Consider the following 16534-nt stretch of genomic DNA (forward strand, 5'->3'; position numbering starts at 1 on the left):
ATGTCCGCTCCCATCATGCCATTTAATCACGCTTGAGTGCGCGTTTTACTTTATCAAAAAAGCCATCTTCTTCGCTCGGCTGCTCACCGCTTACCTCTGCAAACTCCCGCAGCAGCTGCTTTTGCTTTTCATTTAGTTTTACCGGTGTAATTACTTTTACTAAAACATGCTGATCGCCTGTGCCAAAACCTCTTACGTTGGCTACACCCTTGCCGCGCAGACGGAATCTGGTGCCGCTTTGTGTGCCAGCCGGAATCTTCAGCTTCACTTTACCGTGAACCGTCGGCACTTCAATTTCATCACCAAGAGCAGCCTGTACGAATGTGATCGGCATTTCACAGTAAATATCATCGCCGTCCCGTTCGAATAATTCATGTTCGCGCACCCGGAATACAACATACAAATCGCCTGGAGGTCCCCCGTTAATGCCGGCTTCTCCCTGCCCAGATAAACGGATTTGCTGGCCTTCATCAATACCAGCAGGCACTTTCACATTGATTTTTTTGTTTTTCGTTACGCGGCCGTCTCCACCACATGTAGAACATTTATCTTTAATCATTTTGCCTGTACCGCTGCAATGATGACAAGTACGGCGCGTTGCTACACGGCCAAATGGTGTGTTTTGCTCCACATTTACCTGGCCGGCTCCGCCACAGTGTGAGCACGTTTCAGGAGATGTGCCCGGCTTCGCACCGCTTCCGTGGCACGTTCCGCACTCTTCTTCTTTCGGAATGATAATATCTTTTTCCACACCGAAAACCGCTTCTTCAAATGTCAAAGTCATTGTATATTGAAGGTCGTCTCCCTGACGGGGCGCATTCGGGTCGCGTCTGCGGCCTCCACCGCCGAAAAAGGTACTGAAAATATCATCAAAACCGCCGCCAAAGCCGGAGAATCCACCACCGCCGAATCCCCCCTGCTGCGGGCCTGCGTGGCCAAATTGGTCGTACTGGGCTCTTTTTGACTCATCGCTCAGCACTTCATAAGCTTCCGAAATCTCTTTAAACTTTTCATCCGCGCCCGCTTCTTTATTGATATCCGGATGATATTTTTTAGACAGCTTTCGGTATGCTTTTTTAATTTCGTCTTTTGAAGCCGTTTTACCGACGCCTAATACGTCATAATAATCCCGTTTACTCACCGTTTTCACTCCCGTTTTATTCACATAACCGCTATTTTAACATATATCTGCTCTTCATTGGTAAATTAAATTGCTTCACGAAAAAAGCCAAAGCCGGAAAACCGCTGACTTTGACTTTTTCGTGTGACTTCGCTTAGTTTTTATCTTTTGAATCGTCTACTTCTTCAAATTCGGCATCCACGACACCGTCATCTTTTGCGGCGCCTTCAGCCCCTTGCTGTGCTTGAGCCGCTTTTGCTGCTTCTTCATACAGCTTCATAGACAATGCCTGCACAATTTCATTTAATGCATCGCGTTTTGTGCGGATTTCTTCAAGATCGCCTTTTTCAATAGCTTCTTTCAGCGCATCTTTTGCTTCCGTTGCTTTTTGAAGTTCTGCTTCGTCCACTTTGCCTTCAAGCTCTTTTACCGTTTTTTCTGTTGTAAACACAAGCTGGTCTGCTTCGTTGCGAAGCTCTACTTCTTCTTTACGCTGTTTGTCAGCATCCGCGTTTTCTTCCGCTTCTTTTACCATACGTTCGATTTCTTCATCAGAAAGACCGGATGAAGATTGAATCGTAATCGCCTGTTCTTTTTGTGTGCCAAGATCTTTTGCTTTTACATTTACGATACCGTTTTTATCGATATCAAATGTTACTTCAATTTGCGGTACACCGCGCGGTGCCGGCGGAATGTCTGTCAACTGGAAGCGGCCAAGCGTTTTGTTGTCAGCTGACATTGGACGCTCACCTTGAAGCACATGAATATCAACAGCCGGCTGGTTATCTGCTGCCGTCGAGAATACTTGTGATTTTGATGTTGGGATTGTTGTGTTACGATCGATCAGCTTTGTAAATACGCCGCCCATTGTTTCAATACCAAGCGAAAGCGGTGTAACATCAAGAAGAACAACGTCTTTTACGTCACCTGTAAGTACGCCGCCCTGGATCGCTGCACCCATTGCAACTACTTCGTCCGGGTTAACGCCTTTATGCGGCTCTTTGCCTGTTTGCTTTTTGATCGCTTCCTGTACAGCTGGAATACGAGTTGAACCACCGACAAGGATTACTTTATCGATATCCGCATTTGTTTTGCCTGCATCTTGAAGTGCCTGACGAACAGGGCTCATCGTACGCTCTACAAGGTTTGATGACAGCTCATCAAATTTCGCACGTGTAAGTGTTGTTTCAAGGTGAAGCGGTCCAGCTTCGCCTGCTGTGATAAATGGAAGAGAGATTTGTGTAGATGTAACACCAGACAAATCTTTTTTCGCTTTTTCAGCAGCATCTTTTAAACGCTGCATTGCCATTTTGTCTTTTGACAAATCAATGCCGTTTTCTTTCTTGAATTCATTTACAAGATAGTCAATGATGACTTCATCAAAGTCGTCGCCGCCCAGACGGTTGTCGCCGGCAGTTGAAAGTACTTCAAATACACCGTCGCCAAGCTCAAGGATCGAAACGTCAAATGTACCGCCGCCAAGGTCGTATACAAGAATCGTTTGGTCCTGGTCTGTTTTATCCATGCCGTATGCAAGCGCAGCAGCTGTCGGCTCATTGATAATACGCTCTACTTCAAGACCAGCAATTTTACCGGCATCTTTTGTAGCCTGGCGTTCAGCATCATTGAAGTAAGCCGGTACCGTAATAACGGCTTTGTCTACTTTTTCACCAAGGTAATCTTCTGCATAAGCTTTTAAATGTTGTAAAATCATTGCGGAAATCTCTTGTGGTGAATACTCTTTTCCATCAATCGTTTCTTTATGGGTTGTACCCATATGGCGCTTAATCGAAATAATGGTATTCGGGTTTGTAATTGCCTGGCGTTTTGCCACTTCCCCTACCTGGCGCTCGTCATTTTTAAACGCTACAACAGATGGTGTTGTACGATTGCCTTCTGGATTTGGGATTACTTTTGCTTCGCCGCCTTCAAGGACTGCTACGCAAGAGTTTGTTGTTCCAAGGTCAATACCGATAATTTTACTCATTTTTAAAGTTCCCTCCTGAAATCATTGCTTATCAAAATAAATTTATTGATTTACTTTTACCATTGACGGGCGAATAACCCGATCTTTTAATGTATAGCCTTTTTGCAGCTCAGCTAAAACTGAATTTGGTTCTGCTGATTCATCGCTGTCTGTCATGACTGCTTGATGTACATTCGGATCAAATGGCTTTCCGACTGTTTCGATTGGCTTGACACCTTCGCTCTCAAGCGCCGTAACAAATGTTTTATAAACCATTTCCATTCCTTGAAGAACAGATTTTGTTTCTTCATGTTCTGGAGTGATCTGCAGCGCCCGCTCGAAATTATCAAGCACTGGCAGCAGCTCCGTTACAAGCTTTTGCGCGCGGTATTTTTCCTGTGCTTCCCGGTCCAGGTTTGCCCGGCGACGGAAATTATCGAAATCTGCCCGCAGCCGCAGATAACGTTCCTCTGCTTCATCAAGCTGTTTTTGAAGCTGCTCTTCTTTTGATTCTTCTTCTACTTCTTCAATGATTGTTTGATCCACTTCTACTTCAACCGTACCTTGCTCTTCTGTAGAAGAAACCGCCTCATCGGCTGGTTTTTCTTCCGTCAATGGCTTTTGTTCTTCTGCCACTGATGTCACCTCCAACATTTATCATCAATTTATGTTCGCGTATTGTAAAGGCGCGTCAGCACCTTTGTCATGTCATGACTTAAAAAATCCACAAGTGTAATCACACGCGAATACTCCATCCGTTTCGGACCAAGAATGGCAATGGTGCCAACCGGCTCATCCCCAACGGAATAAGACGCTGTAATTAAACTGCATTCCTCCATTGCCTGCTCCGCGTTTTCCGTTCCGATTCTCACCTGTACACCGGTTTCTGTCGGACGGATTAACTCATACATATCTTGTTCTTTCTCCATCATGTCCATCACAAGGCGGACTTTTTCCACATCACGAAATTCCGGCTGATTGAAAATATTTGTTTTGCCCCCGATAAACAGCTTGCCGATTGGCGGGCCGCCGGAAGCTTCCGCAAACATATGCAGCACAGCTTCGTAATTGTGAAGATGCCGTCTCATTAATTCCGCTGTTTCTTTGTAAATTTTTCGGCGAAGCTCTGCCAATGGCACACCGGTCAGCCGATCATTTAAAATATTGACCATTTTTTCAATATCTGACGGCTCTATTCCTTCCGGCAGAGAGAAAATTCTATTTTCCACATGTCCCGTGTCAGTTACGATGATGGCAACAGCAGACTGGGTATCAATAGGAATAATTTGCAGGCGTTTAACCCGGTGGTCGTTAAATTTCGGCCCAAGAACGATCGATGTATAATTTGTCAATTCTGACAAAATCGTCGCTGCATTTTGAACGGCTTTTTCAAGCCCTTCCTGCCTGTCGGCAAAAATAGAATGAATCGCTGTCCGTTCGCTGCGCCGCAAGGATCCCGGTGACAGTAAGTGATCTACGTAATACCGGTACCCTTTTTCCGACGGAACACGGCCGGATGAGGTATGCGTTTTTTCCAAAAACCCCATTTCCTCCAAATCCGCCATTTCATTACGAATAGTGGCCGGACTAAAGGAAATTTCCTCTTTCTTGGCAAGATTGCGTGAACCGACTGGCTGCGCCGAACGAATAAAGTCGTCAATGATAATCTGCAAGATGAAAAGTTGGCGGTCTGTCAGCACGTATATCACCTCTGTTAGCACTCTTTGTATTCGAGTGCTAAATCTACATTTAAATTATCAAAATCCTTTTTGTCTGTCAACGAGTACGCTCACATTTGTGCGCCAATTAAAAAAGATTGAAACACTTCATTTCCGAGAAATTTTCCACGGTGGGTAAGGCGGATAAAGCCCTCTTCTACCTCAAGCAGGCCACGGCTCGTCATTTCCTGTATGGCTTTTTGGAACAGCCGGACAGGGCTTTCTCCGTATTGTTTTTCGAACGCTGCGATAGACACACCCTCCATTTTTCGCAATCCGAGAAACATTTCTTCTTCCATTTGTTCCGGCTTCGTTACCCTTTGGGAAGACATACGCGGCTGTTCATTACGCTCAATGGGCTGCATGTATTTTTTAAGCGGGCCAAAATTTGCGTATCGCTCTCCATCTACATACCCGTGCGCACCGGCCCCGAATCCATAATATTCTTCATTGTTCCAATACGTAATGTTATGAATACTTTCAAATCCCGGACGGGCAAAATTGCTGATTTCATATTGATGAAGCCCGTGCGCTTCCATTTCTCTCATGACGGCTTCGTACATATCCGCTTCCGCTTCTTCCTTTGGAAGCGGGAGGCGGCCTTTGGCCATTAAATTATAAAAAACCGTTTTCGGTTCGATGATAAGTGAATAAGCGGAGTAATGCGGAAGGCCAAGTGCCAGTGCCTGCTTTACTGTATCCACTGCATCATCAACCGTCTGCTCCGGCAGTCCATAAATTAAATCAATGCTTAAATGATCAAAGCCTGCCCGTTCAGCATCCCGGACCGTGCGCAGAACATCTTCTTTCGTATGCGTGCGCCCGATCTGTTTTAAATGAGCGTCATTAAAGGACTGAACCCCAATGCTCAGCCGGTTTACGCCGCCTTCTTTTAAAATGCGCAGTTTTTCAGGTGTTAAGTCGCCCGGATTGGCTTCGAATGTATACTCGGCACCCGGCTGCAAAGGAAGCCGCTGTTCAATTGACTCGACCAGCTGAAGAAGCTGTGCCTCATTTAGGGAGGTCGGTGTTCCGCCTCCTACAAAAATCGACTGTAGTCCCTGCTTGACGCCGGCCATCGCCATTTCTTTACCAAGCGCATTTAAATACTCTTCCACTGGCTGGTTTTTCATAAATACTTTATTAAAATCACAATAATGACAAATATGATGGCAAAACGGAATATGAAGATAAGCTGCTTTTGTCATTTTGTTCACGCCCTTCTATACATAAAGGAAGGTGCCCATCATAAGGGCACCTCAGGCTGCTGACAAACGCCCGCTTTCGGCGTCACTTGCCGTGTGTGAATGCTCATGACCCGAAAAGGTCACTCCGCTTCCCGAACGGCTTCGTTCCTGGAAAGGCAGACGTTTTGAATCAGCCTGCTCTCTTCCTGTGTCTACGCTCTGAGATACCCGTAATCCAGGCACCTTCTTGTTATTTTTGTGGATCATCCATTTTTAAGACAGCCATAAACGCTTCCTGCGGGACTTCAACCGATCCAACCTGTTTCATGCGCTTTTTCCCTTCCTTCTGCTTCTCAAGCAGTTTCCGTTTCCGGGAAATATCTCCGCCGTAACACTTGGCCAGAACGTTTTTACGCATCGCTTTGATGGTGGACCGGGCCACAACTTTGTTGCCGATCGCCGCCTGTATAGGCACCTCAAAATGCTGGCGCGGAATGAGTTCTTTCAGCTTTTCAACGATAATCTTGCCGCGGTCATACGCAAAGTCACGGTGAACGATAAAGCTGAGTGCATCGACCGTTTCTGCGTTGAGAAGAATATCCATCTTCACCAGCTTGGATTGTTTGTAGCCAATGAGTTCGTAGTCGAATGAGGCATAGCCTTTCGTACTCGACTTCAGCTGGTCAAAGAAGTCATACACAATTTCAGACAGCGGCATTTCATAAACAACGCTGACGCGGTTTGTATCAAGATACTGCATATCAATAAAATTGCCGCGTTTACCCTGAGCAAGCTCCATCACTGCTCCGACATAGTCATTCGGCACGATGATCGATGCTTTTACATACGGTTCTTCAACGTGGGCAATTTTTTGTGGATCCGGCATATCCGATGGATTATCGATCCGAACCTCTTCACCATCTGTCATCGTTACCTGGTAAATAACACTTGGTGCTGTTGTAATCAAGTCAATTTTAAACTCGCGTTCAATCCGTTCCTGAATAATCTCCATATGAAGCAGGCCAAGGAAGCCGCAGCGGAAACCAAAGCCGAGTGCCTGGGATGTTTCCGGCTCATATTGAAGAGCGGAGTCATTCAACTCAAGCTTTTCAAGCGCTTCACGCAAGTCATTGTATTTTGACGAATCGATCGGGTAAAGACCGCAATACACCATTGGATTCAGTTTTCGATAGCCGGCAAGCGGTTCTGTCGCACTGTTTTTCGCCGATGTGATTGTATCCCCGACCTGCGTATCTCCGACATTTTTAATAGCGGCAGCAAGGTAGCCAACATCTCCAACCGTCAGCTCTTTTCGCTGTGTCGTTTTTGGGGTAAAAACACCGATTTCAGTTACTTCAAACTCTTTTCCGGTCGCCATCATTTTAATTTTGTCGCCGACCTTCACCGTGCCATCTACAACCCGGATATAAGCAATAACCCCTCGGTATGCATCGTAAAGAGAGTCAAAAATAAGGGCTTTAAGCGGTGCTTCCGGATCCCCGGTTGGCGCCGGCACTTTTTCAACCACCTGTTCTAAAATTTCCTCGATACCAATGCCGGCTTTCGCTGACGCTAGAACCGCTTCTGAGGCATCCAGGCCGATCACATCTTCTACTTCCTGGCGCACACGCTCTGGTTCTGCAGCCGGAAGGTCAATTTTATTAATAACCGGCAAAATTTCAAGGTCATTGTCCAGGGCTAAATAAACGTTAGCGAGCGTTTGTGCTTCAATGCCCTGCGCCGCATCCACCACAAGGATGGCGCCTTCGCAGGCTGCAAGACTTCTTGATACTTCGTACGTAAAATCGACGTGTCCCGGCGTATCAATCAAGTGAAAGATATAGTCCTGTCCGTCTTTAGCCGTATAGTTCAGCTGTACTGCATTTAGTTTAATCGTAATACCGCGTTCCCGTTCAAGATCCATTGAATCAAGAAGCTGGCTTTTCATTTCACGCGCTGTTAACGCTTTTGTTTTTTCTAAAATACGGTCAGCAAGCGTTGATTTCCCATGGTCAATATGGGCAATGATCGAGAAATTTCGAATACGCTCCTGCCGTTCTAGTCGTTCGTTGTTGTTCATTTCAATGTTCACTCCTGTTTATCGGCACATAGATACTATTGTGATTATATCAGCGCGTTATGCAATTGACAACGAACATTAAACGAACGGGCTATTCATTTTGTTCCGCTTTAATAAAACGGGCCAAAATATCAGCGACCGCAGCCGCACTTCTTTCCAATTCTTCACGGGTGTTATCGACACCGCCCATTTCAATCAAAATCGCCCGGTTTGAAAGATCCTGGTTGAATTTTCCGTTTGTCTGGCTGCCCGACTTTACGATTACACCGCGCGAAAGACCGGGATAATACTGTTCGAAAAGTTTATGAAGTGATGAAGCAAAACGGGCATTTTCTTCATACCCTGGATGCTCTCCGCCAACGACAAATACGGTTTTTGCCATATCCTGCCCGTTTACGCGGGCTGTTGTGATCGATTTGTCCTGTGAATCGCGATGAATATCAATTAAATAAGACAACGATGGCTCTTTTTTTTGAACAGCCGCAACGACAGTCCGTGATTCTTCATAGGAAGCACTGTATTTTTTCCCTTTTTTCTTTAACAGCGCCCCTATATCCGTTTTATTGACAGATACCCCGATTCCCTCTTCCTCCAAACTTTTTCCAATCATTGTTCCCACTTCTGTAATGTTCATTGGGGCTTGTCCATTTTTAGGAGTGAATGATTCGGACGTATGCGTAAAGTAAAGAAGCACTTTTTCTTCCCCGGCTGGAGGCGTATTTTCTTTTGGCTCATCCGGCTCTTTCGGCACCGGAAGATCATCCGGCTTTTTGGATTCAACCGGTAAATTCGTATAATCCGTTCCTTCCCCGGCAATTAAAATTTGGCTGTCATAAATAGAAAAGCCCGGAAGTTCTTTTCCCAGAAAGGTCCGCGGATCGCGCAAACTAATTCCGGCAGCCGATTGAAAAGCAGCGTCCACCCACCCGATTGTACCTTGTCCCACTTTTTCATCTGACTGGAAAGCATGATTTTCTAAACGCAGAAGCTGATAAAAAGAAGCGGCCGGAATTTCTGCTGCCGCCCGGCTCATAGATTGGGAGGTAAAATGGTACGAAAACGGCATGACCGTTAAAAACCCCGCCATCCAAAACGGCATGACCACTAGGCAGGCGTATACGGGAACAAGCCAGTATGGTATATGCTTTTTTTTGTGCAAAAGGATTGTCGCCATCCCCTTTTCAGCTCTTATCCCTTTACCTTATGCAGCAAATAAAAAAAGCAGACCATGAATCAGCCTGCAAAAAAAGATCGTGTTTCTTCCGGTGGACGGTCATGAAGAGATTCATTCAAGGCACTGGAAACGACCGCTGCCGCTCCTTGAATAAACATGTCCGCTTCTTTTGGTGTTACAATCATATTTAAACCTGCCGGGGTCAGCACTTCATGAATTAATTGATGTTTTTCGTTTTCATCCAGCAGACCGATATTTCCTAAAAACGACCGCTTCCATTCTTCATCTCCGCGTCCGCTTTTTTCTTGCAGATTTTCCATGACCATTTCTACTGCGTCACGCGTGACGGTAGCAGCGTCAATCACAGTCGGAATGCCAATGGCGATCACCGGGATACCTGCTGTTTCACGACTGATTTCTTTTCGGCGGTTCCCGATCCCGGCTCCCGGCTGAATACCCGTATCCGTCATTTGAATCGTTGCATTCAGTCTTTCAATAGAACGAGCAGCAAGCGCGTCAATGACAATTAAAAAATCCGGCTTCTCCCGCTCAATTAAACCAAGCAGAATATCTCCTGTTTCAATTCCCGTCATGCCCATAACACCGGGAGAAATGGCGCTGACCGGGCGATAGCCGGGCTGAACGTGTTCAGGATGCAGCTTGAATAAATGATTGGTCACGATAAGACGGTCCGTTACACGAGGCCCAAGAGAATCGGGCGTAACGAGTTCATTTCCAAGACCGGCAATTAAACAAGAGGCGTCTTGCTTAATACCCGCTCCCTTTATAAATAAACGAATTTCTTCTGCTACAACCCGGCTGATGGCAGCGTGGCGGGCAGAATCGGAGTGGCGCAAGTCCGCTGATTCAACGGTCACATAATGACCAGCTTTTCTTCCGGTTATCTGCTCAGCTTCCTTTGTAATTTCGACCGTTGTCACCTTCGTGCCTTCTTTTTCTTCTTCCTTCATTTCAATTCCAGGGACTTTACTTCCTGTTTGCTGCTCGGCAATTAAAGCAGATTCCAAGGCTAAATCTGTGCGTGGAGACCATTTTTCCATTCAATTCACCCTCCATTTTTTTCACAGTTTGCCCCTGTGTGTAAAAGTTTATTCCTTTACACCGGATTCCTATTGCATTTCTTTTATTCCTTTGCTAAAATACTTCTTGTTGTTTAATTCAATAATGATTGATAATCGGGTACGAATAAAAGTTCGATCCATTTTAGGAGGTGACAGTAAATGCCAAATATTAAATCTGCCATCAAACGCACAAAAACTGCTCAAATTCGTTCAGCACGCAACACGCAAGCGAAATCAGCTATGCGCAGCGCGGTGAAAAAGTTCGAAACAGCAGCTGCTAATAATGACGAAAACGCAAAAGAATTGCTTGTACAAGCAGTTAGCAAACTAGATAAAGCTGCAGCAAAAGGCCTTATCCACAAAAACGCTGCGAACCGTCAAAAAAGCCGTCTTATGAAAAAGTTGGCTAACTAATAAAAAAAGTGTCCAAATTGGACACTTTTTTTATTTTGTCTGCATCATCGTCTGCAGCCGGAAGAAAAATAACTCCATAATCATTTTTTTATCCATAGCACTGCTTTTCATCTCATAATCGCTTTCTGCAAGCATATGAATCACTGCGGCAAGCTGTGCTTCCGAAAAAGCCCGTGCCTGCCCCCCCGCTATTTTTACACGAAACGGATGCACTTTCAGCTGTCCGGCTATTTGCTGCTGGCCGTATCCTTTTTTCAACAGCTCTTTTACTTGATAGATCAGCCGGAACTGTCCCGCTATAACGGCAAGAATTTTTAACGGCTCTTCATTCAGGCGGATTAAATCATAATAAATGCGTAGTGCTTCAGACAAATGCCCTGTGACGATGCGGTCTACCAGTCGAAAAATATCACTTTCGAGCGTCCGCGCCGTCAGTGCTGTTACATTTTCTTCGGTAATCTCGTTTCCCTGCCCGGCATGAAGAGCAAGCTTCATAATCTCCATCGACAGGACAGACAAGTTAAATCCAGCAATGGCGAGGAGCTGATGGATGGCTGCATCTTCTATCACCACTCCTTCTTCTGCGGCTCTGCCCTTAATCCAGCCGGACAGCTCCCGTTCAGCTGGACGTTTTGCTTCCAAAACGCCTGCCTGCTTTTTAATGAGCTTTGTTAATTTTTTTCGTTCATCAAGCTTTTCAAACCTTCCTTGAAAAACAAGAATTGTAAATGGAGCGGGGTCCTGCAGGTATTGTTCAAGCCTTTTTGTATCATGCTCTATTTTTGATTTTTCAGCTGTGAAAAAAATCGGGTTCTGAACAAACACAAGCTTCCTGTCTCCAAGAAACGGCAGGGTTTCCGCTTCTTCAATGGCCGCTTCTACCGGCACTTCTGTCATATCAAAGGAAGTGACGTTTAAATCCGTATCTTCCCCATCCAGTGCTCCTTTTAAAAGCAGCTGTCGTGCTTCTTCTATAAAATACTGCTCTGGCCCGTACAACAAATAAACGGAACGAAACCGGCCGCTCTTTAACTCTTTTAATACATCCATTTACTCGACTCCATTCTGTTTCTGTTTTCATTGTAGGAAAAACCATCCCGATACGCAAGATAGACTCCATCTTTTCCATCTACAAACTTATCCGCTTTTTAAATGAAAAGAAGTTGTCTCGTATAGATTTTTCCTTTTTCATTGTCTATACTTAAAGAAAATGGGAGGGATGGCTGTGAACGATTTCGAAAAAAATGTTCAATCTAAGCGTAATGATGCTGTAGACTCCGCTGTAGGTTTTATCGTTTCATTCGGTTTCTTTGCTACCATGTTCGTTCTTGCCACGGTGATTCAACTGGTCGGTTGATGCACCAAAACCCCGCCCTTTAATAGGACGGGGTTTTTTATGGAGATGGAAGTACAGTTTCGATTTTCCCATTCTCTCCTTTAAATGTATACGTAATGGCACCATGTTTGTCTGTACGGTATATGCGGACTCCTGCTTTTTCCAGCGTATCGGTCACTTCTCTATGCGGATGCCCATAACGATTGTTAAGTCCGGCAGATATCACGGCAAACTGTGGCTGAAGGGCTTGAATAAACGATGGCGAGGAAGAGGTTTTGCTGCCGTGATGGCCTACTTTTAACCAGTCTGCATGGAAGCTGTACTTCTCGATCAATTCGGCTTCTCCCTCTTTTTCAAGATCACCTGTGAACAGCCATGTTTTCCCCCCGATTCTGGCAAAAAGCACAAGCGAGTCATTGTTTCCTTCATAATCCCGGTCATCCGGCGCTAAAAACTGAAAAACTGCGCTTTTTGTCCTCCAGCTTTCCCCTTCTCCGCCTTCCCGTATCTTCAGGCCGGTTTTGATCATGTCGGCTATGACCGGTTCTCCTCCTGATCCTGGTGACATAATGATTTCTTTTGCCGAAATAGATTGGAGCACTTCTGCGGCTGCACCGGCGTGATCAAAATCTGCGTGGGTGATAATCAACTTATCCAGCTTGGTGATCCCTTCTCTTTTCAAAAAAGGAACGACTGTATCTTTCCCTACTGAAAACCCGCCATTCCGTTCCTTCCAGGCTTCCTGCTCAAACGGCACCTGCCCGCCTGTATCAATTAAATAGTTTCCTTCATTGCGGGGCAATTGAATCAGAATGCTGTCTCCCTGCCCAACATCTAGAAAGGTGATTTTCCCTTCTGGGGAGAAGCGGCCGACCAGGACAAAAACAGCCAGAGCAAAACTGCATATCGCGAGGCTTAGTTTCATGTTTTTTCTCAATTCCCACAATAAAAGAGAAGCGAGAGAAGTGACAGTCAGAAGAGCAGCTGCTTCCATGCCTGGCTGCCCTGTTACAAGAACCGCAAATGGCAGATTCGCCAGCAGCGCAGCCAATTGATCCATTTTGATCAAACATTCATTGACAAATGAAGCGAAAAAAGAAATAGGCATTAAAAAAGACAAGCAAAACAAAAGAAGAACGGCCGGCATCATAAAAAATGAATAAAATGGGACAAACAGAAGGTTGGCCAGCGGTGAAATAACGGAGAGTTCTGCGAAATGGAAAAGCAATACCGGCAGGGCGGCAAGCTGAGATAAAACCGAAACAAATAAAGAAAGCTCGACTGCATGCTGCGCTTTTTTTAAAATTACGCCGGTTGATAAAACGAGGGCGAACGTAACGAGGAAGGACAGCTGAAAACCAGCTTGAAAAATCAAAAATGGGTTCCAGAGAGTCATGATTAAAAAAGCAGCTCCAAGTGCTCCAGCAGCTGATAGTTTTCTGCTGTTAAAAGCAGCAAGCAAAATTGCACCTGTCATTAAACAGGAGCGAACAACCGGCGGAGACCCTCCCGCCAACAAGGCATAAAGAGGCAGCGCTGCTAATAAAAGCAGACGTGCCCGCTCACGTGTCATTCCTGCACGGAGCAGCAGATAATAAAGAAGTCCTGTCAAGAGCGTTACATGCAATCCTGAGATCGACAGAATATGCACGATGCCAAGCCGCTCGTAGTCTTCTTCTGTTTCTTCGGGACCGGATGACCGATCGCCAACCAGAAGCGCAGCCGCTGTATGGACAAGGGGTGCTGGAAAACGTTCTTGAATACGCTTAATGGCGGCCATCCGCCAAGCAGCAGGTGCATAACGAAGTGACTGGTTTAACACACACTGATCGAGAGAAATATGTTCAGGTGTGAGAACAAAGAAGGTTCCGCTCGCGGCTAAATAGGACCGGTAATCGAATTCACCTGGATTTCTGGCTTCGTTCGGAAGAGACGCTTTCCCTTGAATCCGGCAGGTTAATCCTGGAGTAAGCCCCTCTTGTAAAAGCTCTTTTTCTTCTTTTGAGTTCATTCGGTAGACCAAGCTGAGTCTTTCATGAAATTGTGTTTCTTCTACACCTGCTCTTAACCTGTCCCCTTCGATTTGGATATCATCTGTAAATGAAACGATCCATTTTGTTTCTTTTCCCGTAAAAGCAGACTGGCTGCGCGCTTCCTGAATTGGCACCACGCTCAAAAACAGCATAAATGTCCCGATCATCCAAAAGCGTGTACGCCGGTCCACATTCCAACATAATAATCCTCCTATCGCAGCAGCCAGCAAAGCAGCCTGCCATGGCGCCTGCACTGCGAATAAAATGGCTGCAAGGGCCGCCATGCTCATTTGAAGAAGCGGCATACATCACCATCCTTTATTCAGCGGGAACGTGGATGACCTCAATATCTTTTAAAAAGTGGCTGTTCCATTTGTTTGGATAGGCATTACGATAGATAATCCGCGCTACACCGGCCTGGGCAAGCGTTTTTGCACAGTTTTCACATGGCTCGTGGGTAACGTAAGCAGATGCCCCTTTTAACTTATCACGCTCTGCATGAAGCACTGCATTTAATTCTGCATGCAGGCACCGGATACAACGGCCTTGATCCGATAATAAGCAGCCTGCGTCCTGGCAATGTTCATGCCCATGAATAGAACCGTTATAGCCTGTAGACACAATATGCTTGTCTTTTACAATCACACAGCCAACATGAAGCCGATTGCAGGTTGAACGAGTAGCCACCACCTCCGCAATATTTAAAAAATAATCATCCCAGCTTTTTCGTTCCATTCTCAAAAACCTCTTTTCTGTTTCTTCCGGTCTGCGGCCGGTTTATTCTTTCAGTTTATCGAGAGGTTCTTCCATCCGTCAAACCCTTTATTGAATAGTCACGAGAGGAGCCAGCTTTTCAAATACTTTATCACCAATTCCTGCCACGTTTTTCAAATCCTCTACTGCTGTAAAAGCTCCTTCCGTTTCTCTGAAATCAATAATCGCCTGGGCTTTCGACTCACCAACACCCGGAAGCTCCTGCAATAATGCCGAGTCTGCTGTATTGATATTGATCGAAGCAGATTCGGCAGCCTCATCACTGCCGGCTGCAACTGAAGATGATGCAGTTGCTTGCTCTACGTCCGGCATTTCTTCTCCCTCTGCCGGCACATAGATAACCATTTCATCCTGTACTTTTTGTGCTAAATTAATGGCAGCCGCATCTGCTTTTTCGGTAAGTCCGCCCGCTTTATGGATTGCATCATTCACTCGCTGATCATTTGACAGCACGTAAATGCCCGGCATTGAAACGGCTCCTTTCACATCAATGGCTACTTCACTAGGCTGATTTTGCGCCGGTTCTGCTTCCTCGGCAGCCGGTTCACTTTTAGGTGCTTCTAAAAGAGCAGGCTCCGGCGGCAAAGCTTGCGGTTCTTCTTTTGTTAAACCGTACAGCCAGACGGCAGCTAAAACAGCTCCTGCAGCTGCTGGAACTTTGTATTTTTTAAGCATTTCTTGTTTGTTCATTTCTTCTCTTCTCCTTTCATTTACGGTCATATTTACAAATAATATGCATACAGTGTTTAGATGAATAGGAAAGGGTGAATGCAAGCATGAACATTGGGATAATTGGTACAGGAAGCATTGGCACCGTTTTAACAGAAGCGCTCATGTTTGCTGCTGCTGCTGAGCCGGAAAATATTGTCCTGCACAATCGCACACGGGAAAAAGCCTTGCATTTAAAAGCCTTATTTCCCGGGATACATGTATGCCAAACTACTAAAGAGCTTGTTAAAAAAACCCAGTTGATTTTTGTATGCGTCCGGCAGCCCGATTTAAAGCCTCTTCTTGAATCGATCGAGCCTTTTTTAACGCAGGAACACTGTGTGCTGGCTACTGCAAGCGCGGTGTCAACAAAGCAAATGGAATCGATTATTTCCTGCTCCTGCGGAAAAGTAATCCCTTCTGTCACCAACACAGTGGCTTCTGGCGGTATTTTATACTCTTTTGGGGATTCCTGCGAAAACGACTGGCAGCAAAAAGTAACAGGACTGCTCAATCAAATTGCCAGCGTCGCGCTCGAAACAGATGATAACATTATCCGGGCTGCCTCAGATTTAACTGGATGCGGGCCCGCTTTCTTTTCCAAAATGGCAGTCATGTATGCAGATGAAGCTGTCACATATGGATTAACAAAAAGCCAGGCAGAAACACTGGCGTTCCATATGATGATTGGCCTGGGAGAATTGCTGAAACAAAAGGATTGGACATTGGAGATGCTGACGGAACGCACCGCTGCAAAAGGCGGCGTAACAGGAAGAGGTCTTACGGTTATTGAATCAGAGGCAGGCGAATTGTTTGCATCGCTTTGCAGAATGACACAGCAAAAAGCTGCAGAAGACAGAAAAGAGGCATCTGCCGCATTTGGCATTATTGACTAAATTCGGCGCTCCTTTTCGTTTTCCTTTCTTCTTTACAAAATCTTAA

15 protein-coding genes are annotated in these 16534 nt (G+C 45.6%); 3 read left to right on the top strand and 12 right to left on the bottom strand.

Annotated elements, in window-relative coordinates; translation table 11 throughout:
* Window positions 1-22: 22 nt before the first annotated feature.
* From dnaJ to gpr, 8 genes are all read right to left on the bottom strand, one after another.
* Window positions 23-1141 carry a molecular chaperone DnaJ gene (gene dnaJ / locus RG959_RS02255; RefSeq protein WP_342795776.1) on the bottom strand — a complete coding sequence of 373 codons (1119 nt, stop codon included), beginning with the start codon at window positions 1139-1141 and terminating at the stop codon, window positions 23-25.
* 133 nt (window positions 1142-1274) lie between these two features.
* Window positions 1275-3107: a molecular chaperone DnaK gene (dnaK, locus tag RG959_RS02260; RefSeq protein WP_342795777.1), complete on the bottom strand. Its 1833-nt coding sequence runs from the start codon at window positions 3105-3107 to the stop codon at window positions 1275-1277.
* Window positions 3108-3149: 42 nt separating this feature from the next.
* Window positions 3150-3740 (bottom strand): nucleotide exchange factor GrpE, encoded by a 591-nt coding sequence (gene grpE / locus RG959_RS02265; protein WP_396120260.1) that lies wholly within the window; start codon window positions 3738-3740, stop codon window positions 3150-3152.
* Window positions 3741-3751: 11 nt separating this feature from the next.
* Window positions 3752-4786 (bottom strand): heat-inducible transcriptional repressor HrcA, encoded by a 1035-nt coding sequence (gene hrcA / locus RG959_RS02270; RefSeq protein WP_342795778.1) that lies wholly within the window; start codon window positions 4784-4786, stop codon window positions 3752-3754.
* Window positions 4787-4875: 89 nt separating this feature from the next.
* On the bottom strand, window positions 4876-6012 hold the full coding sequence (gene hemW / locus RG959_RS02275; protein ID WP_342795779.1) for a radical SAM family heme chaperone HemW: 1137 nt from the start codon (window positions 6010-6012) through the stop codon (window positions 4876-4878).
* Between the two features lie 229 nt (window positions 6013-6241).
* Window positions 6242-8071: a translation elongation factor 4 gene (gene lepA, locus RG959_RS02280; protein WP_342795780.1), complete on the bottom strand. Its 1830-nt coding sequence runs from the start codon at window positions 8069-8071 to the stop codon at window positions 6242-6244.
* A gap of 91 nt (window positions 8072-8162) precedes the next feature.
* Window positions 8163-9245: a stage II sporulation protein P gene (gene spoIIP / locus RG959_RS02285; RefSeq protein WP_342795781.1), complete on the bottom strand. Its 1083-nt coding sequence runs from the start codon at window positions 9243-9245 to the stop codon at window positions 8163-8165.
* Window positions 9246-9304: 59 nt separating this feature from the next.
* On the bottom strand, window positions 9305-10306 hold the full coding sequence (gene gpr, locus RG959_RS02290) for a GPR endopeptidase (RefSeq protein ID WP_242233405.1): 1002 nt from the start codon (window positions 10304-10306) through the stop codon (window positions 9305-9307).
* A gap of 180 nt (window positions 10307-10486) precedes the next feature.
* Here gpr and rpsT point away from each other — a divergent pair, with 180 nt between their 5' ends.
* On the top strand, window positions 10487-10741 hold the full coding sequence (rpsT, locus tag RG959_RS02295) for a 30S ribosomal protein S20 (protein ID WP_045851032.1): 255 nt from the start codon (window positions 10487-10489) through the stop codon (window positions 10739-10741).
* Between the two features lie 30 nt (window positions 10742-10771).
* Here rpsT and holA read toward each other — a convergent pair whose 3' ends face one another.
* Window positions 10772-11791 carry a DNA polymerase III subunit delta gene (gene holA / locus RG959_RS02300; protein WP_342795782.1) on the bottom strand — a complete coding sequence of 340 codons (1020 nt, stop codon included), beginning with the start codon at window positions 11789-11791 and terminating at the stop codon, window positions 10772-10774.
* 175 nt (window positions 11792-11966) lie between these two features.
* Between holA and RG959_RS02305 the strand changes: the two genes are divergently transcribed.
* Window positions 11967-12098: a YqzM family protein gene (locus tag RG959_RS02305; protein WP_342795783.1), complete on the top strand. Its 132-nt coding sequence runs from the start codon at window positions 11967-11969 to the stop codon at window positions 12096-12098.
* 37 nt (window positions 12099-12135) lie between these two features.
* On the opposite strand, the gene RG959_RS02310 is transcribed toward RG959_RS02305, so the two are convergent.
* The 3 genes from RG959_RS02310 to RG959_RS02320 all read right to left on the bottom strand — a co-directional run bounded on the left by RG959_RS02310 (window position 12136) and on the right by RG959_RS02320 (window position 15574).
* A complete protein-coding gene (locus RG959_RS02310) occupies window positions 12136-14415 on the bottom strand; it encodes a DNA internalization-related competence protein ComEC/Rec2 (protein WP_342795784.1) in 2280 nt (759 codons plus the stop codon).
* A gap of 13 nt (window positions 14416-14428) precedes the next feature.
* Window positions 14429-14845, bottom strand: a complete 417-nt coding sequence (locus RG959_RS02315) for a deoxycytidylate deaminase (protein ID WP_242233401.1) — start codon at window positions 14843-14845, stop codon at window positions 14429-14431.
* An 87-nt stretch (window positions 14846-14932) separates the two neighbouring features.
* Window positions 14933-15574, bottom strand: coding sequence for a helix-hairpin-helix domain-containing protein (locus RG959_RS02320; RefSeq protein WP_342795785.1), 642 nt, complete (start codon window positions 15572-15574; stop codon window positions 14933-14935).
* Between the two features lie 86 nt (window positions 15575-15660).
* On the opposite strand from RG959_RS02320, the gene comER reads away from it, so the two are divergent.
* Window positions 15661-16488: a late competence protein ComER gene (gene comER / locus RG959_RS02325; protein ID WP_342795786.1), complete on the top strand. Its 828-nt coding sequence runs from the start codon at window positions 15661-15663 to the stop codon at window positions 16486-16488.
* The last annotated feature ends 46 nt before the right edge of the window (window positions 16489-16534 follow it).

This window comes from Domibacillus sp. 8LH, from assembly GCF_038806185.1.
Lineage (GTDB): Bacteria > Bacillota > Bacilli > Bacillales > Domibacillaceae > Domibacillus > Domibacillus indicus_A.